Annotated in this window: 18 protein-coding genes; 12 read left to right on the forward strand and 6 right to left on the reverse strand. The window is 62.7% G+C overall.

The features are described 5' to 3' along the window. Positions 1–117 precede the first annotated feature (117 nt). Entirely contained in the window at positions 118–1275 is a 1158-nt protein-coding gene (locus ACD590_RS02875; RefSeq protein WP_018245011.1) for a PA0069 family radical SAM protein, read from the reverse strand. A gap of 139 nt (positions 1276–1414) precedes the next feature. Between ACD590_RS02875 and ACD590_RS02880 the strand changes: the two genes are divergently transcribed. Both ACD590_RS02880 and ACD590_RS02885 read left to right on the forward strand, forming a co-directional pair. Then, entirely contained in the window at positions 1415–1933 is a 519-nt protein-coding gene (locus tag ACD590_RS02880; RefSeq protein ID WP_018245012.1) for a glycosyltransferase family 2 protein, read from the forward strand. Positions 1934–2114: 181 nt separating this feature from the next. Next, positions 2115–2429 (forward strand): hypothetical protein, encoded by a 315-nt coding sequence (locus tag ACD590_RS02885; protein ID WP_026231129.1) that lies wholly within the window; start codon positions 2115–2117, stop codon positions 2427–2429. Positions 2430–2463: 34 nt separating this feature from the next. On the opposite strand, the gene moaB is transcribed toward ACD590_RS02885, so the two are convergent. From moaB to ACD590_RS02905, 4 genes are all read right to left on the reverse strand, one after another. Beyond that, on the reverse strand, positions 2464–3015 hold the full coding sequence (gene moaB, locus ACD590_RS02890) for a molybdenum cofactor biosynthesis protein B (RefSeq protein WP_018516570.1): 552 nt from the start codon (positions 3013–3015) through the stop codon (positions 2464–2466). Then, positions 3015–3926, reverse strand: a complete 912-nt coding sequence (locus tag ACD590_RS02895; protein WP_018245015.1) for a 4-(cytidine 5'-diphospho)-2-C-methyl-D-erythritol kinase — start codon at positions 3924–3926, stop codon at positions 3015–3017. Before ACD590_RS02895 ends, moaB begins: the two co-directional genes overlap by 1 nt. A 69-nt stretch (positions 3927–3995) precedes the next feature. Beyond that, positions 3996–5828, reverse strand: coding sequence for a tetratricopeptide repeat protein (locus tag ACD590_RS02900; RefSeq protein ID WP_018245016.1), 1833 nt, complete (start codon positions 5826–5828; stop codon positions 3996–3998). A 133-nt stretch (positions 5829–5961) separates the two neighbouring features. Further along, positions 5962–6978, reverse strand: coding sequence for a polyprenyl synthetase family protein (locus tag ACD590_RS02905; RefSeq protein WP_018245017.1), 1017 nt, complete (start codon positions 6976–6978; stop codon positions 5962–5964). Between the two features lie 108 nt (positions 6979–7086). On the opposite strand from ACD590_RS02905, the gene ACD590_RS02910 reads away from it, so the two are divergent. Together ACD590_RS02910 and ACD590_RS02915 are read left to right on the forward strand one after the other, a co-directional pair. Continuing rightward, a complete protein-coding gene (locus ACD590_RS02910; RefSeq protein ID WP_003545870.1) occupies positions 7087–7314 on the forward strand; it encodes a putative signal transducing protein in 228 nt (75 codons plus the stop codon). Positions 7315–7320: 6 nt separating this feature from the next. Further along, entirely contained in the window at positions 7321–8097 is a 777-nt protein-coding gene (locus ACD590_RS02915) for a methyltransferase (RefSeq protein ID WP_047621971.1), read from the forward strand. Positions 8098–8114: 17 nt separating this feature from the next. Here ACD590_RS02915 and ACD590_RS02920 read toward each other — a convergent pair whose 3' ends face one another. After that, positions 8115–9455, reverse strand: coding sequence for an Nramp family divalent metal transporter (locus ACD590_RS02920; RefSeq protein ID WP_018245019.1), 1341 nt, complete (start codon positions 9453–9455; stop codon positions 8115–8117). A gap of 183 nt (positions 9456–9638) precedes the next feature. Here ACD590_RS02920 and ACD590_RS02925 point away from each other — a divergent pair, with 183 nt between their 5' ends. The 8 genes from ACD590_RS02925 to ACD590_RS02960 all read left to right on the forward strand — a co-directional run bounded on the left by ACD590_RS02925 (position 9639) and on the right by ACD590_RS02960 (position 17774). Then, complete coding sequence (locus ACD590_RS02925; protein WP_113543179.1) at positions 9639–10499, forward strand: S49 family peptidase; 861 nt, start codon at positions 9639–9641, stop codon at positions 10497–10499. 18 nt (positions 10500–10517) lie between these two features. Further along, positions 10518–10709, forward strand: coding sequence for a membrane protein (locus tag ACD590_RS02930; protein WP_003556931.1), 192 nt, complete (start codon positions 10518–10520; stop codon positions 10707–10709). Positions 10710–10878: 169 nt separating this feature from the next. Beyond that, positions 10879–11835 carry a glycine--tRNA ligase subunit alpha gene (locus ACD590_RS02935; protein WP_018245021.1) on the forward strand — a complete coding sequence of 319 codons (957 nt, stop codon included), beginning with the start codon at positions 10879–10881 and terminating at the stop codon, positions 11833–11835. A gap of 140 nt (positions 11836–11975) precedes the next feature. Then, positions 11976–12527, forward strand: a complete 552-nt coding sequence (locus tag ACD590_RS02940) for a LemA family protein (protein WP_439002101.1) — start codon at positions 11976–11978, stop codon at positions 12525–12527. A 108-nt stretch (positions 12528–12635) separates the two neighbouring features. After that, positions 12636–13898, forward strand: a complete 1263-nt coding sequence (aroA, locus tag ACD590_RS02945) for a 3-phosphoshikimate 1-carboxyvinyltransferase (RefSeq protein ID WP_439002102.1) — start codon at positions 12636–12638, stop codon at positions 13896–13898. A gap of 37 nt (positions 13899–13935) precedes the next feature. Further along, complete coding sequence (locus ACD590_RS02950; protein WP_439002103.1) at positions 13936–15870, forward strand: DUF2207 domain-containing protein; 1935 nt, start codon at positions 13936–13938, stop codon at positions 15868–15870. Between the two features lie 65 nt (positions 15871–15935). Continuing rightward, positions 15936–17213 (forward strand): phosphoribosylamine--glycine ligase, encoded by a 1278-nt coding sequence (purD, locus tag ACD590_RS02955; RefSeq protein ID WP_439002104.1) that lies wholly within the window; start codon positions 15936–15938, stop codon positions 17211–17213. A 99-nt stretch (positions 17214–17312) separates the two neighbouring features. Continuing rightward, positions 17313–17774 carry a plant virulence effector HPE1-like domain-containing protein gene (locus ACD590_RS02960; RefSeq protein WP_065277932.1) on the forward strand — a complete coding sequence of 154 codons (462 nt, stop codon included), beginning with the start codon at positions 17313–17315 and terminating at the stop codon, positions 17772–17774. Positions 17775–17846: the final 72 nt, after the last annotated feature.

Below are 17846 nucleotides of genomic sequence, written 5' to 3' on the forward strand. Positions count from 1 at the left end.
AAGCAATTCCAGGAAGGTGCGGCGCGGTTTCCCGTCCGGAATTGCGTAAAAGGTTAGAGGCAATTCCAGGAAAAGTGCGGCGCGGTTTTCGGTCCGGAATTGCGTAAAAACAAAAGGTTAGAGCAACGACAACTGCACGCCGCTGCCATCGGGCGGCACGAACAGATCGTCGCGCAGCGGCACGCTGCGGCGTGTCAGGCCGAAACGTCGGGCTGCCATTTCAAAACGCCGGGCGATCTGCCAGGCATAGGGGCCGGCGCCCTTCATGCGCTTGCCGAATTCGGCGTCATAATCCTTGCCGCCGCGCATCGAGCGCACCAGCGACATCACATGCCGGTAACGATCGGGGTAATGCTGCAGCAGCCAGTCGCGAAACAGCGGGCTGACCTCGAGCGGCAGCCTGAGGATGACATAGCTCGCCTCGGCGGCGCCGGCAGCCTTGGCCGATTCGAGGATGCGCTCAAGTTCGTGGTCGTTCAGCGCCGGGATGAGCGGGGCGGCCATGACAGCCGTCTGCACGCCTGCTTCGGCAAGGGTGCGGATCGTCTCCAGCCGCCGCGGCGGCGTGGCGGCACGCGGCTCCATCGTCCGGGCAAGCTTGCGATCCAGCGTGGTCACCGAGATGCCGACGCGCACCAGGTTCTTAGCTGCCATCTCCTGCAGAATGTCGAGATCACGCAGGATCATCGCCGACTTGGTGACGATCGATACCGGATGGTTCGCCTTGTTCAACACCTCGAGAATACCGCGCATGATGCGCCATTCCTTCTCGATCGGCTGATAGGGATCGGTATTGGTGCCGATCGCGATCACTCGCACTTTGTAGCCGGGCTTGGCGAGTTCCCGCTCCAGGAGTTTTGCCGCATCGGGCTTGGCAAAGAGCTTCGTTTCGAAATCGAGCCCTGCAGAAAGCCCCATATAGGCGTGTGTCGGCCGGGCGAAACAATAGATGCATCCGTGCTCGCAGCCGCGATAGGGATTGATCGAGCGGTCGAAGGGAATGTCCGGCGATTCGTTGCGGGTGATTGCCGTGCGCGGCTTCTCGACCTGCACTTCTGTCTTGAAGGGCGGCAGCTCTTCCCACGTCTGCCAGCCATCGTCGACGGTCTCCCGCTGCAGCGCCTCGAACCGACCTGTCGGGTTCAGCCCCGCCCCACGTCCACGCCGCCGATCGACCTCGACTCTCAGACCGGAGGAAACGATCATCGCATCGGCAATATCTGCCGTATTGGCAGGCGCGAATGCGGCCTGCCCTGCCAGGGACTGCTCTCTCATCGGATTCTCCCGTGGCGGAAAGCCATCGCCTCCGCCCGTTCTGCTGATTAAATTCCTATCTGCAAAACGAGAACAATGCAAGAACAAAATGAGGAAAACGGTGCTGGCAAAAATTTGTGCGGCGCATTATAAATGGTCAATGTTGACGGTTGTTCTCGAATGTCAGGATCAGGAATCTGAGCTGGCGCAGACCTTATCGGTATTGGTGGCAGGCGCGGTGGAGGGGCTGGTGAGCGATGTGGTCGTGCTCGATCACGGCTCGCGCGACGGCACCTCGCGGGTGGCCGACGCCGCCGGCTGCCGCTTCCATTCGCAGTGGGATATCAAGGACATCGTCCGCTCCGCCCGCGGCGAATGGCTGCTCTTCGTCGAGCCGGGCGCGAGACCTCAGGCCGGCTGGATCGATGAGATCGCCGAATATGTCGCATTGAACAAGCTGCCGGCGCGCTTCACCGCCTCGCGTGGTTACAGGCGCCCGTTCTTCCAGCGTGTCGGCCGTGCCGTGCCGCCGCTGGAACTCGGCTTTCTCCTGCCGAAGAAGCAGGCGCTCGCCATCGCCAAAAGCGGGATGCGGCTTACCGAATTCGTCAAGGGCCAGAAGCCGCGCAAACTCGCGAGCGAACTGATTCCGTCCTGGGTTGCCCGCGCTGCACGGTAGGTGCCGCAAACCTCTCCATGAGCAAAAGATGGCGCCCAATAGGATTTCGCGCTATAATTCGAACATGGCGCCGTCGAAGCGCCTCGCTTCGCAACGGAATGGCCATGGAATGCCGGTGAACGGCAGAACAGGTCAGCGAAAATCTCCTCTTCTGCCGGTTTCCGGCGAAAGGAGGTGCGTCATGGTACGCAGTATGATCTACGGCCTCATTGCCGTCATATTGCCGACATTGGTGATCGCGCATCCGCATTCGGCAGCATCGCAGATGATGCGCAGTTGCGCAGGCCGACCCGAAATCGTCAATTTCCTGGACAAAAACTTCGCCGAAAAGCTCACGGCAGTCGGACTGATCAACGAGAACGCCATTCTGGAGGTCTATGCCGCCGAAAGCGGCACCTGGACCCTCATCGTCACGGATGTTCACGGCATAAGCTGCGTTCTGCTGTCGGGTGATAGCTGGGACACCATGCCCGTCTTGCCGGGCCTGGCCACATAGTGAATGCCCCTGGTTCGCCAGGGGCAACCATGCCCTACTTCGTCGCGCCGCGTTTCAGGTGTTCGTCCAGACGCGGCATGATCTCGACGAAATTGCACGGCGCGCTGCGGTAGTCGAGCTGTCCTTTCAGAATGCCGTCCCAGGCATCCCGGCAGGCACCGGGCGAGCCCGGCAGCACGAAGATGAAGGTGGAGTTGGCAACGCCTGCCGTGGCGCGCGACTGGATCGTCGCCGTGCCGATCTTCTCGTAGGAGATCCGGTGGAAGATGGCGGAAAAGCCGTCCATCCGCTTTTCGAACAAAGGCTCCAGCGCCTCGGGCGTCACGTCGCGGCCGGTAAAGCCGGTGCCGCCTGTGGTGATGACCACGTCTATGTCTTCTCTGTCAGTCCAGGCCTTCACCCGCGCGGCAATCTCCGCGCGATCATCAGGCACGATTCCCCGGTCGACCAACCTATGGCCCGCCTCTGTGATCCGCGCCGCCAGCGTGTCGCCTGACTTGTCTGTCTCCGGCGTGCGCGTATCTGAGATCGTCAGAACCGCAATGCCGACCGCGATGAAGGGCCGCTTTTCGTCCAGACCTGCCATCATGCGCCTCCCGAAACCGTTTCCGTCGCCTGGAAATACCAGTCGGGCCGCTCGTCGTGAAGAGCTGCCGCCGCATCTTCGGCAGCAGCCATGGTCGCAAAGATGCCGAAACAGGTGGCGCCGGAACCGGACATGCGGGTCAAAAGCGCGCCGTTAGCCTGCAGCATCGCCGAGATCGCCGCAATCTCCGGCACGAGTTCGCGCGCCGGCGGCTCCAGGTCGTTGCGGGCAGCGGCAATCGCCGCGAGCCAGTCGGCAGCTAGAGGCCGGCTCGGTGGCAGGCTCAGGGCCGGATTGTTCTTTGTCGCCAGTTGGCGGAAAACCTCGGGCGTGGAGACGCCCTTCAGCGGATTGGCGAGCACCATGGCAAGGACGGGCAGCTCCGGCACGGGTTCGATCTTTTCGCCGATGCCGCGGGCAATCAGCGGCCGGCTCGCAAGGCACATCGGCACGTCGGCGCCGAGCTTCAGGGCGAGAGCTGCGAGCGCCTCCTCGGGCAAGCTCGTGCCCCAGAGCCGCATCAGCCCACGCAGCGTCGCGGCCGCATCGGCCGAGCCGCCGCCGATGCCGGAGGCAACCGGCAGATTCTTTTCGAGCTGGATACGGACGGGAAAGGCGAGGGGACCGATCGCCTCGCGCAGGAGATCGCGCGCCTTCAGCACCAGGTTGGTGCCGCCGTCGCCGGCAAGTGTTTCGCCGAAACGGCCAGACAGGGTAAATTCGTCGGTCGGCGACCGCATGAAGTCCAGCCGGTCGCCATGATCTGTGAAGGTCACCAGCATATCGAGCAGATGATAGCCATCCGGCCGCTGGCCCGTCACATGCAGGGCCAGGTTGATTTTCGCACGAGCTTCCTCGGAGATGCTGGAGCATGATGCCGAAAAGTCTGAGCGGTTTTCGGACGACATCATGCTCTACTTCTTTGATCTCGAAGCGGCCAAGCCCTCTTCAGGGCCCTCTCCAGGCAAACGTCCCGCCCGTCAGGATTTCTTGTCGACCGGCGGCGGGATGACGGGTGCCGGATCCGGCTGCTTCTTGTCGGCCGCCTTGGCATCGTCGCTGGCGGGAGGCAGGCCGTTGGCGACCTTGTCCTTGATCTTCGGAATTTCGGCGGCTTCAGGCTCCGAGCTGAGCGCCCGGTTCCACTGGTAGACGGCCTCGAGCTTGCGCCCGACGCGCCAGTAGGCATCGCCGAGATGGTCGTTGATCGTCGCGTCGCCGGCCTTGATCTGTGCGGCCCGTTCCAGCTCGTCGACGGCATCGTCGAAGCGGTTGAGGCGGAAATAGGCCCAGCCGAGCGAATCGATGATGTAACCATCGTCAGGGCGAAGATCGACGGCCTTCTTGATCATGCCGAGACCTTCGTCGAGGTTCCGGTTCATGTCGATCCAGGAATAACCGAGATAGTTCAGCACCTGCGGCTGGTCGGGATTGAGCTCCAGCGCCTTGCGGAAGTTCGGTTCCGCCTGGTCCCACTTCTTCAGCCGCTCATAGGCGATGCCGCGCTGGAAGAAGACGCTCCAGTTGGCGCGGCCGGGAATGGGGCCGATCGCATCGACGGCCTTGTCGTAATTGGTGGCCATCGCCTGGTAGTCCTTGGCGTCGGAAAGGACGCTGCCATAGGCGAGGTAACTGCGGATGTCCTTCGGGTCGGAGGCGATCAGCGCCTGCAGGTGCTTGCGCGCCTCATCCACCTTGCCGCCCTGGGCAAGGGCAAGGCCGAGCTGCAGCTCGGAGATGCGCCGCATCGGTGAATTCTCCGGCACTTTCTTGTAGAGCGCGATGGCGCGGTCCATCTGGTTCTGCTTCTCGGCAATGCCGCCGAGCAGCACCAGCGTATCGGCGCTGTTCGGATCGAGCGCATTGGCCGTCTGCAGGTAAAGCGAGACGATATCCTCGGCGCCGTCGCGGTTCAGCGCGCCGCCGACGGAGAAGAGCACGCCGGCAGCCCCTTCTTCGGCCGTCTTGACCTGCTGTTCCTGCTTCTCGTTCTTTTCGACGCTGTCGCGCAGCGCATTCAGCGGCGCGTAGTTCGGCAGCAGGTTGTCGCCGACGGAAACGGCGTCGAGCGCCTTCTGCTTGTTGCCTTGTGTTGCTTCGAGGCGGGCAAGCGCCATCACCGCCCGCATGAAGGTATCGGGCGCCGTCGCTCCGCCTTCCTTGTCGAGCACGGCATCGTTCAGATGCTGGCGGGCGGACTTCACGTCGCCGATGGCGATGGCGATCGCGCCGGCATTGTAATTCTGAAAGATGCGGAACCAGTCCGGCCCCTTCATCTTCTCGACCATGGCGAGCGCTTCCTTGCCGCGGCCGGCGCCGACGCGGGCCCAGGCGAGCAGCAGGTCGTTCATCATCCGATCGAGATCGTTCGGCCCCTTATATTTCAGGATGGACTCGGCGGTCTTGTAGTCGTCGCGACGTACGGCATCCATGCCGCGCACGATCGTGGTGATGCGCTCGACGGAAGGATCGCCCTTCAGGTCGTTGGCGTATTTGACGCCCTCCTTGATGTCGCCATTGAGCAGCAGCGAGATCATCAGCCGCTGGCGAATCTCGGGATTGCCGGGCTCGATCTGCAGCGCCTTCTTGTAGAGCTCGATCGCCGTTTCGTAGTCATGATCGACATCGGCCGTGCGCGCGGCAAGGAAGGCTCCGGAGAAACTGGTAACGCTATCGGCATCAAAGTGAGCGGCCGTGCCGGCATCGTCTGCCTTGGCCGCATCCTCGGCGTTCACGCCGCCGACACTGCCCAGCGAAAGGACAGCTGCAAGCGCTGCGCTCGTAAGAAGACGGATGGCAAGTCTCTGCCGCATTAGGAAACCTTTCTTCGACAGCGTCCCGACAATGGTGCCGGCCGCAAAACAAGTTGCGATCACTGATTCATAACAGGATGGCTTTTTTGAAGCGGCGCCGCAAGAAAATCAGCCTGCGATCAAGGACGTTTGATCAATTGACGCGCTCGATGCAGAAGTCGATCACTTCCATCAGGGCGGATTTCCACACCGTATCGGGAAGCGGCGCAAGCGCGTCTCGCGCGATCGTGCCATAATGGATCGCGCGGCCGATCGTGTCGCTGAGCGTGCCATATTTGGTGATCAGCCCCAGCGCTTTTTCGAGGTTGGCGTCGGTGCTGTTGCCGGCTTCGATCGCATCGCGCCAGAATGCGCGCTCGTCCTCGGTGCCGCGGCGATAGGCGAGAATAACAGGGAGGGTGATCTTGCCCTCGCGGAAATCGTCGCCGACATTCTTGCCGAGATCGGCAGCCTTGCCGCCGTAGTCGAGCGCATCGTCGACGAGCTGGAAGGCGAGCCCCAGATTCATGCCGTAGGATTTCAGCGCATTGCGGCCGGAGCGGCCGGCCTCTGCGACGATCGGCCCGACTTCGGCGGCGGCAGCAAAGAGAGCCGCCGTCTTGGCGCGAATGACGGAGAGATAATCGTCCTCGGTCGTCTCCATGTTCTTGGCGACCGAAAGCTGCAGCACTTCGCCTTCGGCAATCACGCAGGCGGCGGAAGACAACACGTCGAGCGCATCGAGCGAGCCGACATCGACCATCATGCGGAAGGCCTGGCCGAGCAGGAAGTCGCCGACCAGCACGCTTGCCTGGTTGCCCCAGATCATCCGCGCCGTCGGCTTGCTGCGGCGCAGATCGCTTTCGTCGACGACGTCGTCATGCAGCAGCGTCGCCGTGTGCATGAACTCGACCGATGTGGCGAGCTTGACGTGGTTTTCGCCCCTGTAGTCGAACAGCGAGGCGGAAGCCAGTGTCAGCATCGGCCGCAGCCGCTTGCCGCCGGACGAGATCAGATGGTTCGCCACTTCGGGGATCATCTGCACGTCGGAGCCGGCCTTGGACAGAATGAGCTGGTTCACTCGCTCCATGTCCGCCCTGGTGAGATCGACCAATGGCTTGATGGATGCCAGTTTGTTTTTGCTTTCTTCAAGCGGTATGACCACGCCCAACGACCCGGACTCCTGTTCATTCTTTGCACCTGACAATAGAAAGGGGCGATGGACGCGGCAAGGGGTGAATTGTCGCGCTGAGCGAAATTGGAAGGAAAACGACGGCAAATGCATGAGCTTATCCGCGCCAACGACCCCGTTCTGCTCTCTTATGCCGAGAGTTTGATGAAGGATGCGGGAATTCACTGCTTCATCGCCGACCAGGGCATGAGCGTGCTGGAAGGCTCGCTCGGCATGCTGTCGCGTCGCCTGCTGGTGGATGAGGAGATGGCCGATCAGGCGCGCCGCATCCTCACCGATGCCGGTCTCGGTGGCGAGTTGCGCGAGCGGAAGTGAGCTCCGATGACCGGGGAAACCGCTGACACCATCGATGCCTTTCATCGCGGCGCCTTTCATGTGGTGCAGCCGAAGGGCAGGGGCCATCGCTCCGGCATGGATGCGATGCTGCTTGCGGCTCTGGTCGCCGACGATCGCCCGGTCAGGGTTGCCGATCTCGGCGCCGGCGCCGGTGCTGCCGGCCTTGCCGTCGCCTCGCGGCTTGCCGATTCACAAGTGGTGCTCTTCGAGCGCTCGGCCGAGATGGCCGATTATGCCCGCCGCAGCATCCTCTTGCCCGACAATGCCCAAATCGCCAACCGCGTCAGCGTCGTCGAGGCTGATGTGACGCTGACCGCCAAGGCGCGCAACGATGCCGGGCTCACCGATGAGAGCTTCCACCACGTCATCATGAATCCGCCCTTCAACGACGCCGGCGACCGGCGCACGCCGGATGCGCTGAAGGCCGAAGCCCATGCGATGACCGACGGCCTGTTCGAAAGTTGGATCCGCACGGCTGGCGCCATCATGATCCCAGGCGGGCAATTGTCGTTGATCGCCAGGCCTCAGTCGATCGCCGAGATCGTTGCCGCCTGCGGCCGGCGCTTCGGCGGCATCGAGATCACCGCTATCCACCCGCGTCCGGGCGAAAATGCCGTCCGTATCCTGGTGACTGGTATCAAGGGATCGCGGGCGCGGCTGTCGCTGCGCGCCCCTCTGATCATGCACGAAGAGGGGAGCCACAAGTTCTCCCCTCTCGTCGATGATTTCAACAATGGCCGGGCGGCCTACGCCAGGCTTTAGAGTGGTAAGTTCACGCTTTAGCCGGTGACAAAGTCGAAGAGCAGCTTGACGTTCAGCCCGGCGATGACGACCGCGATCAGATAGGCGATGCCGCTCAGCCAGCGGGGCGCCACCAGTTCGCCCATCTTGGCCTTGCTGGCGGTGAACATGACAAGCGGGAAGACGGCGAAAGAAAGCTGCAGGCTGAGCACCACCTGGGTGAGGATCAAAAGCTGCGCCGTGCCCTGGTCGCCGTACCAGATGGTGACGATCGCCGCCGGCACGATGGCGATGGCGCGGGTGATCAGCCGGCGTATCCAGGGCTTCAGCCGGATCTTCAGGAAGCCTTCCATGACGATCTGGCCGGCAAGCGTTGCCGTCACCGTCGAGTTGAGGCCGCAGCAGAGAAGCGCGATGCCGAAGAGCGTCGGCGCGATAGCGAGGCCGAGCAGCGGCGACAGCAGTGAATGGGCTTCGCCGAGTTCGACGACGTCGGTCTTGCCGTGCGCATTGAAGGCCGCCGCCGCAAGGATGAGGATCGAGGCGTTGATCAGAAGCGCGAAACACAGCGCGACCGTCGAGTCGATCGTCGCAAAGGTCAGCGCCTCCTTCTTTTCGGGAACGGTATGGCCGTAGGCCCGCGTCTGCACGATGCCGGAGTGAAGGTAGAGATTGTGCGGCATGACGGTCGCGCCGAGAATGCCGAGCGCCAGGTAGAGCATCTCCGGATTGGTGACGATGTCGGTGGTCGGGAAGAAGCCGGTGAGGACGGCGCCCCACTGTGGGTCGGCAAGCAGGATCTGCACGCCGAAGCAGACCGCGATGACGCCGAGCATCGCGATGATGAAGGCCTCCACCCAGCGGAAGCCGAGCTTTTGCAGGAAGAGGATCACGAAGACGTCGAGCGCGGTGATCAGCACGCCGAGTTCGAGCGGGATGCCCATCAACAGATTGAGGCCGATCGCCGTGCCGATCACCTCGGCGATATCGGTGGCGATGATGGCGATTTCCGCAAGGGCCCAGAGCGGTACCGAGACATATCTCGGAAAAGCGTCGCGGCAGGCCTGCGCAAGATCGCGCCCGGAAGCGATCGCGAGACGCGCACAGAGCGCTTGCAGCACAATCGCCATCAGGTTGGAAAGCAGTGCGACGGTGAGCAGCGCGTATCCGAATTTCGAGCCGCCGGCGAGCGAGGTCGCCCAGTTGCCCGGGTCCATGTAACCGACGGCGACCATGTAGCCCGGCCCGGCGAAGGCTGCTGCCCTGCGCCACCTCGAGCTGTGACGCCCGGTTCCGACGGTGCGGTAGACATCGGAGAGCGATCCCTCTCCGCGTTCGTGCCGCCAGCCGCTCTTTGCATTCGGATTGAGGACGTCCATGCGATTTCCACCTGTTTTATCGTCAGGGCACTATGACGAATTAGAATGATAATGCAAGTCATTCGCAACAACAAAATCAAACCTGCTATTTTCAGGAACGCGGCCATTGCGTTTGCCGTTCCAGCGCATACATGGATGCCGATCGTAAACTGCGATCGTGCGACCCGAAGCGAAGGATGGGAAATGGCCGGATTCTTGAGAAAACTGCTGCCGAAACGGTTCCGCAAGGACGGCATCACCATCCCGGTCGTCCGGCTGCAGGGGGCGATCATCAGCGGCGGCGGCCAGTTCAGGCCGACCCTCAATCTCGCCAATGTCTCTCCGGTTCTGGAAAAAGCCTTCGCCATGAAGGACGCGCCGGCGGTCGCCATCTCCATCAATTCGCCGGGCGGCTCGCCCGTCCAGTCGCGCCTGATCTTCACCCGCATTCGCGAGCTCGCTCGCGAGAAGCAGAAGAAGGTGCTGGTCTTCGTTGAGGATGTCGCCGCCTCCGGCGGTTACATGATCGCCCTTGCCGGCGACGAGATCATTGCCGATGCTACCTCCATCGTCGGCTCGATCGGCGTCGTCTCCGGCGGCTTCGGTTTTCCCGAACTCCTGAAGAAGATCGGCGTCGAACGCCGCGTCTATACGGCGGGCGAAAACAAGGTGATCCTCGATCCTTTCCAGCCGGAAAAGGAAAAGGATATCGAGTATCTGAAGAGCCTGCAGCTCGAAATCCATCAGGTCTTCATCTCAATGGTGCGCGAACGTCGCGCCGGCAAGCTGAGGGATGATGCGGCGGTGTTTTCCGGCCTGTTCTGGAGCGGCACGCGCGGCCTGGAGCTCGGCCTCATCGATGGCCTCGGCGACATGCGCCAGGAACTGAAAAGGCGCTACGGCCAGAAGACCAAGCTGGAGCTCGTCACCGCCGGCCGCGGCCTGTTCGGCCGCCGGATTCCAGGTGTGTCGCCGGTCTCATTCGAAGGCGCTGCATCCGGTCTCGCAACGGGGCTTGTCGAAGCGGCGGAAGAGAGAGCATTGTGGAGTCGTTTCGGGCTTTGAAGGGAGCAAGAGAGGGGCATGCCGCAACTAATTACCATCCTGATTCTGGTTTTCTCAGCCTGGTGGCTCTACCGCCGCTTCGTCTCCGATGCCCGCAAGCTCGCCGAAAAATCGCGCCGCGCTGAAAAGGAGCGTCAGACCGGCGCGATCGGCACGCTGGTCAAGGACCCGGCAACGGGAGAATACCGGCTGAAGCGCGAGGGCGAATAAAAGGCGTCGCCACGCACTGCCGCTCACCCGGTTGGTGAGGGGGAGGGGCAGCGGAATTCCTCTTCCCCATCGGCATTCGACGCCTCTTCATCGCTGCAAAAGTCTTGACCCCCGCCGCCCTCCATGGCACCTGTCGCGCCGATAATTCCCCAGCAATCGGTGCCGTTCGATGTCAGCTATTCCAGACCATATGAACCCGAAGCGCTCTTTCCAGGCGCTGATCCTGACCCTGCATAGCTATTGGGCGGACAAGGGTTGCGCGGTGCTGCAGCCCTACGACATGGAAGTCGGCGCCGGCACCTTCCACCCGGCCACCACGCTGCGCGCCCTCGGCCCCAAGCCATGGAAGGCGGCTTACGTTCAGCCGTCTCGCCGCCCGTCCGACGGCCGCTATGGCGAAAACCCGAACCGGCTGCAGCATTACTACCAATATCAGGTCATCCTGAAGCCGAACCCTGCAAATCTGCAGGAGCTTTATCTCGGCTCGCTGGCGGCGATCGGCCTCGATCCGCTGCTGCATGACATCCGTTTCGTCGAGGACGACTGGGAAAGCCCGACGCTCGGCGCCTGGGGCCTTGGCTGGGAATGCTGGTGCGACGGCATGGAAGTCTCGCAGTTCACCTATTTCCAGCAGGTCTGCGGCATCGAATGCTCGCCCGTCGCCGGCGAACTCACCTATGGTCTCGAACGCCTCGCCATGTATGTCCAGGGCGTCGACAATGTCTACGATTTGAACTTCAACGGCCGCGACGGCGACGAGAAGATCAGCTATGGCGACGTCTTCCTGCAGGCCGAGCAGGAATATTCGCGTCATAATTTCGAGTTCGCCAATACCGAGATGTTGCATCGCCATTTTGTCGATGCTGAGAAGGAATGCCGGGCGCTGCTCGATGCCGGCGCGCCGGGCGACAACGCCAACCAGCGCCTGCACAAATGCGTCTTCCCGGCCTATGACCAGTGCATCAAGGCAAGCCATGTCTTCAACCTGCTCGATGCCCGCGGCGTCATTTCGGTCACCGAGCGCCAGAGCTATATCCTGCGCGTTCGCACGCTCGCAAAGGCCTGCGGCGAAGCCTTCCTGCTGACCGATGCCGGCGGCGTCAACCTGGGCAAAGAGGCGGCGTAACGCAACAGCCTGCCAGCCGTATCGTCGATATCGACGGCTGGTCGGGCACCCCGAATCGTCGCGGATATCGGCGTTTGACGGCAGCCGGCAAACCCGCGTAGTCTCCGCGCGGACATTACTTCGCTGCGGGGGAATTCGCGATGTTTATTGCGCTTGGCGTCATCGTTCTGGTCGCGCTCTATCTCATCTTCATCTACAACGGCCTGGTTCGCGCGCGGCAGATGGCGGAAGAGGCCTGGTCGGGCACCGACGTCCAGCTCAAGCGCCGCGCCGATCTGATCCCGAACCTGATCGAGACGGTCAAGGGTTATGCCGCCCATGAAAAGTCGACGCTTGAAGAGGTGGTTGAGCTCCGCAACAAGGCGCAGGCCGTACCGGCTGGCGATGTCGCCGGCAGGGCGCAGGCGGAAGGCCTGCTCGGCCAGGCGCTCGGTCGTGTCATCGCGCTCGCCGAGGCCTATCCCGATCTCAAGGCCAACCAGAATTTTGCCGAGCTCCAGGCTTCGCTGGAAACCATGGAAGGCGAGTTGCAGATGGCGCGGCGTTACTACAACGGTGCGGCCCGCGACCTGAACGTCAAGGTCGAAAGCTTCCCGTCCAATCTCGTTGCCGGCCAGTTCGGATTTTCGAAACGGGAATATTTCGAAATCACCAACGAGGCCGATCGCGCCGTCCCCACCGTGAAATTCTGACGATCCGGCATTTTGCCTTTGCCGGAAAGCGATTAAGAGCAAGGGCAGAATTGCGGCCGGCTAGAGCATTTCGCGCTTTAAGGTCGCCCCATGGACGGAAGAAACAGCATGACACGCACAGCCAAACTCACGATCATCCCGCCTGGCAGGCCGCTTTCCGGCCGCGCCATGCCGCCGGGCTCCAAGTCGATCACCAATCGCGCCCTGCTGCTCGCCGGCCTTGCGAAGGGCACCAGCCGGCTGACCGGGGCCCTGAAGAGCGACGATACGCGTTATATGGCCGAAGCGCTGCGTGTCATGGGTGTCGCAATCGACGAGCCTGACGATACCAGTTTCGTCGTCACCGGCAGCGGCAGGCTGCTGCCGCCCAAGGCGCCGCTCTTCCTCGGCAATGCCGGCACGGCGACACGCTTCCTGACAGCGGCCGCGGCTCTGGTCGACGGCACCGTCATCGTCGATGGCGACGAACATATGCGCAAGCGCCCGATCGGCCCGCTGGTCGAGGCGATGCGCACGCTCGGCATCGATGCGACCGCCGAGACCGGCTGCCCGCCGGTCACCGTCAAGGGCACCGGCCGCTTCCAGGCCGACCGCATCCGAATCGATGGTGGCCTGTCCAGCCAGTATGTCTCCGCGCTGCTGATGATGGCGGCCGGCGGCGACCGGCCGGTCGACATCGAGCTCGTCGGCGAGGATATCGGTGCACTCGGCTATATCGATCTGACCACGGCGGCGATGAAGGCTTTCGGCGCCAAGGTCGAGAAGACCAGCCCGGTCACCTGGCGTGTCGAGCCGACCGGCTACCGCGCCGCCGACTTCATCGTCGAGCCCGATGCCTCGGCTGCGACCTATCTCTGGGCGGCCGAGGTTCTCACCGGCGGCGCGATCGATCTCGGTGTTCCCTCCGATACCTTCTCGCAGCCCGATGCGCGCGCCTATGACATCATCGCCAAATTCCCGCATCTGCCGGCAGAGATCGACGGCTCGCAGATGCAGGATGCCGTTCCGACGCTTGCCGTGCTTGCCGCCTTCAACGAGACGCCGGTTCGCTTCGTCGGCATCGCCAATCTGCGCGTCAAGGAATGCGACCGCATCCGGGCGCTTTCGACCGGCCTCAACCGCATTGTTTCAGGGCTTGCCCACGAAGACGGCGACGATCTGGTCGTGCAGTCGGATCCCGCACTTGCCGGCAAGCGTCTGCCGGCGGATATCGACAGCTTCGCCGATCATCGCATCGCCATGAGTTTTGCGCTCGCCGGGCTGAAGATCGACGGCATCACCATTCTCGATCCCGATTGCGTCGGCAAGACCTTCCCCGCCTATTGGCGGACGCTGGCGGCACTCGGCGTGACCTATCAGGACAACGATTGACGGAACGCGCAGCCGAGGCTGCCGGCGGGAGACAGGGATGGGGCGTCGGTTTTTCGGATTTTGCTTTGCACTGGTCTTGATGCTCGCCGCCCCGGGGGCCTTTGCCGCCGAGGTGATCGACAGTTTCGCCTCCGACATCGCGCTCGAAAAAAGTGGCGCGATGACGGTGACGGAAACGATCACCGTCAATGCCGAGGGCAATCAGATCAACCACGGCATCTTCCGTGATTTCCCGCTCTATTTCACCGATGCCGCGGGCCGCCGCCGCAGCGTCGATTTCGATATGGTATCGGTCCAGCGCGATGGCGATAACGAGCCCTGGCACACCGAATCGATATCAGGCGGCATCCGCATCTATGCCGGTTCTGCCGACGTGACCGTGACGCCGGGCCGTCATCGATACGTCTTCACCTACAGGACCAATCGCCAGATCCGCTATTTCGACGATCACGACGAACTCTATTGGAACGTCACCGGCAATGGCTGGATCTTCCCGATCCGCTTGGCAACCGCGACGGTGAAGCTGCCGCCCGGCGTCGGCGCGACGGAGACGGCCTTCTTCACTGGCCCCCAGGGCGCGACGGAAAAGAATGCCCGCGTCAGCGAAACCGGCGCTGGCCCGGTCTTTTCCACCACCGCGCCGCTTGACGCCCACGAAGGCCTGACCTTCGCGATCCGCATGCCGAAGGGTTCGATCGATCCGCCGAGCGCGGATATGGAAAGCACCTGGTGGTTGAAGGACAACCGCAATTATTTCATCGGCTTCGGCGGCCTGATCCTCGTTTTCGCCTATTACACGCGCTCCTGGCTGAAGGTCGGCCGCGATCCCGCCCGCGGCGTCGTCGTGCCGCGCTGGGACGCGCCCGATGGTATCTCGCCGGCGCTGGTCAACTATATCGACAATAAGGGCTTCTCCGGCGAGGGCTGGACGGCGCTGTCCGCCACCGCGCTCAATCTTGCCGTCCGCGGCTACGTCAAGCTCGAAGACCTGAAGAATTCGATCGTCATCCAAGGCACCGGCAAGCCGCTCGGCAAGGAGAAATTCCAGGCCGGCGAAATCGAATTGCTGAAGGTTGCCGGCGGTGCCGGTTCGACGCTGACGATCGACAAGGCGAATGGCGAGCGGGTGAAGTCTGTCGGCCAAGCCTTCCGCTCGGCGATCGAGAAGGAGCATCGCGGCAAATATTACAATTCCAACCTGGCCTATACCGCAGGCGGCATCGCGCTCAGCGCGGCAGCCCTGGTGATCCTGTTCGTCTTCGGTTCGCTGGCGCCCGACACCATCGCGCTGATGCTGATCCCGAGCGCCATCTCGGTCTTCGTCGCGGTGTTCGCCGCCGGCCTCGTCAGGTCGTTGCATCGCGGCAAATCACTGTTCGGCAAGATCATCGCCATCATCGCCGCCGCCGTCGGAGTTTTCATCGGCATCAGCATTCTGGCGACCATGGTTCTGGCGCTTGCCTCCTCGCTGGTGGAACTGCACGAAACGCCGATGCTCTTTGCCGTCGGCGGCATCGTGCTGTTGAACATCCTCTATTTCTTCATCATGGGCGCGCCGACCCCGCTCGGCGCCAAGATGATGGATGGCATAGACGGCCTGCGCCAGTATCTGACGCTTGCCGAGAAGGACCGGATGAACACGGCAGGCGCTCCGGAAATGTCGCCGCGGCATTTCGAGACGCTGTTGCCCTATGCGGTGGCGCTCGGCGTCGAAAAGCCTTGGTCGCGCACTTTCGAAACCTGGCTTGCGGCGGCCGCTGCCGGCGCGGCTGCTGCCTATGCGCCCACCTGGTATTCCGGCAACTTCAACAGCGGCAGCTTTTCCGATCGCATCGGCGGCTTTTCCTCGTCCATGGCCTCGACCATCGCGTCGACGATTCCCGCGCCGCCGCCATCGAGTTCCTCCTCCGGTTTTTCCGGCGGCGGCTCGTCGGGAGGCGGCGGCGGAGGCGGCGGAGGCGGGGGCTGGTAAGCTTTCCCGCTTGACCTTTTAGCCCTTGGCCCTTAACCGCCAGACAGAAAAGGAAAGGGTCGCGCATGAAGGTTCTGTTGATCGGATCGGGCGGACGCGAGCATGCGCTCGCCTGGAAGCTGGCGCAATCGCCGTTGATGACGGAATTTTACGCCGCACCCGGCAATCCCGGCATTGCCGAACACGCCGTCCTCGTGCCGGTTGACATCGAGGATCACGAAGCGGTCGCGTCCTTCTGCAAGGACAAGGCGATCGATTTCGTCGTTGTCGGCCCGGAGGCGCCGCTGGTTGCCGGCCTCGCCGACCGGCTGCGCGCCGATGGCCTTGTGGTTTTCGGTCCCTCCGCTGCCGCAGCCCAGCTCGAGGGCTCCAAAGGCTTCACCAAGGATATCTGCGCCCGCTACGGCATTCCGACAGGCGCCTACCAACGCTTCAACAATGGACCGAAGGCCAAAGCCTATATCCGCGCCGAGGGCGCGCCGATCGTCGTCAAGGCCGATGGTCTTGCCGCCGGCAAGGGCGTGACGGTTGCGATGACGCTCGACGAGGCGCTGGCGGCGGTCGACGACTGTTTCGAGGGCGCCTTTGGCGCTGCCGGCGCCGAAGTCGTCGTCGAAGCCTATCTCGATGGCGAGGAAGCGAGCTTCTTCTGCCTCTGCGATGGCAAACATGCGCTGCCGCTTGCAACCGCCCAGGATCACAAGCGGGTGGGCGAGGGCGATACCGGCGTCAATACCGGCGGCATGGGCGCCTATTCGCCGGCGCCTGTCATGACCGCTGAGATGGTCGAGCGGACCATGAAGGAGATCATCGAGCCGACGATGCGCGGCATGGCCGAGAGCGGTCATCCCTTCTCCGGCGTCTTTTTCGCCGGGCTGATGATCACCAAGAAGGGGCCGGAGCTGATCGAATACAATGTCCGCTTCGGCGATCCTGAATGCCAGGTGATGATGATGCGCTTGAAGAGCGATCTCCTGCCGCTGCTGCTCGCCACCGCCAATGGCACGCTCGATCAGGTGAACGCCGAATGGAACGACGATCCGGCGCTGACGGTGGTCATGGCCTCCAAGGGTTATCCCGGCGCCTACGAGAAGAACACGCCGATTCTTTCCGTGCCGGATGCAGGCGCGGGCGAGAAGGTGTTTCATGCCGGCACGGGTCTGAAAGACGGTGCACTGGTTGCGACCGGCGGCCGCGTGCTGAACGTCACCGCGTCAGGCGGCACGGTTGCCGAGGCCAAGAACCGCGCCTACGCGCTGCTCGACAGGGTAAGATGGGAAAACGGCTTCTGCCGGCGCGACATCGGCTGGCGGGCGATCGAGCGCGAAACGGGCTCGGAGTGAGTATAAACCGGCCCGTTCTTTAAATTTTTACCCTTTCCCCTGACGGGATGGAAACAAAGCTGCGCTATACCGCTCCCAAGATGAGACGGAGTGGCATTGATGCGTCAGATTTTCCTCGGTGCGGCAATCCTGCTGATGGCAGGCTCTGCGATGGCGTCCTCGATAGAGGTGATCGGCAAAACTGCGCCGCGCGCTGAAGGCAGCATCGTCACCGAAAGCTGTGCCGATTGCCCGCCGCTCCAGGCCGAACTGACCAAGAAGGACTATACGGTGCCGGAGCTGAAGCCCGGTGCTTTCCAGGCAAGTGAAGTCCGGGACGTCGGCGGCGAAAAGAAGATCTATCGCACCGAAGGCTGGATGGGCGGCTCGCCCGTCGTCTTCGTCAGCAAGGCGACGCCTGAATCCATGATTGCGGCCGCGCCGCCAGCGGCGCCGGTAGACGGTATCGACATGAATGCAACCACCGCGGCCGTCATTGGCGGCGACGCCAGGCCCGTTGCGGCAGGTATGGCGGAACAACCGGCAGCGATTAACGTTTCCGAGTTTAAGCTGCGTTTCTAAAAAAGTTCCCTGCCCCTACCTGATCAAGGTTTCGATCGCTTGGGGTTCCACCACCGGTGGACGAATGCACCC

Origin of the sequence: Rhizobium sp. 862_C5_N1_2 (assembly GCF_051811205.1) — a bacterium.
Lineage (GTDB): Bacteria > Pseudomonadota > Alphaproteobacteria > Rhizobiales > Rhizobiaceae > Rhizobium > Rhizobium leguminosarum.

Coding starts and splice junctions, on each gene's coding strand:
- ACD590_RS02875 (WP_018245011.1), bottom strand. CDS start 1,275: ATGAGAGAGCAGTCCCTGGCAGGGCAGGCCGCATTCGCGCCTGCCAAT.
- ACD590_RS02880 (WP_018245012.1), top strand. CDS start 1,415: ATGTTGACGGTTGTTCTCGAATGTCAGGATCAGGAATCTGAGCTGGCG.
- ACD590_RS02885 (WP_026231129.1), top strand. CDS start 2,115: ATGGTACGCAGTATGATCTACGGCCTCATTGCCGTCATATTGCCGACA.
- moaB (WP_018516570.1), bottom strand. CDS start 3,015: ATGGCAGGTCTGGACGAAAAGCGGCCCTTCATCGCGGTCGGCATTGCG.
- ACD590_RS02895 (WP_018245015.1), bottom strand. CDS start 3,926: ATGATGTCGTCCGAAAACCGCTCAGACTTTTCGGCATCATGCTCCAGC.
- ACD590_RS02900 (WP_018245016.1), bottom strand. CDS start 5,828: ATGCGGCAGAGACTTGCCATCCGTCTTCTTACGAGCGCAGCGCTTGCA.
- ACD590_RS02910 (WP_003545870.1), top strand. CDS start 7,087: ATGCATGAGCTTATCCGCGCCAACGACCCCGTTCTGCTCTCTTATGCC.
- ACD590_RS02915 (WP_047621971.1), top strand. CDS start 7,321: ATGACCGGGGAAACCGCTGACACCATCGATGCCTTTCATCGCGGCGCC.
- ACD590_RS02920 (WP_018245019.1), bottom strand. CDS start 9,455: ATGGACGTCCTCAATCCGAATGCAAAGAGCGGCTGGCGGCACGAACGC.
- ACD590_RS02925 (WP_113543179.1), top strand. CDS start 9,639: ATGGCCGGATTCTTGAGAAAACTGCTGCCGAAACGGTTCCGCAAGGAC.
- ACD590_RS02930 (WP_003556931.1), top strand. CDS start 10,518: ATGCCGCAACTAATTACCATCCTGATTCTGGTTTTCTCAGCCTGGTGG.
- ACD590_RS02935 (WP_018245021.1), top strand. CDS start 10,879: ATGTCAGCTATTCCAGACCATATGAACCCGAAGCGCTCTTTCCAGGCG.
- ACD590_RS02940 (WP_439002101.1), top strand. CDS start 11,976: ATGTTTATTGCGCTTGGCGTCATCGTTCTGGTCGCGCTCTATCTCATC.
- aroA (WP_439002102.1), top strand. CDS start 12,636: ATGACACGCACAGCCAAACTCACGATCATCCCGCCTGGCAGGCCGCTT.
- ACD590_RS02950 (WP_439002103.1), top strand. CDS start 13,936: ATGGGGCGTCGGTTTTTCGGATTTTGCTTTGCACTGGTCTTGATGCTC.
- purD (WP_439002104.1), top strand. CDS start 15,936: ATGAAGGTTCTGTTGATCGGATCGGGCGGACGCGAGCATGCGCTCGCC.
- ACD590_RS02960 (WP_065277932.1), top strand. CDS start 17,313: ATGCGTCAGATTTTCCTCGGTGCGGCAATCCTGCTGATGGCAGGCTCT.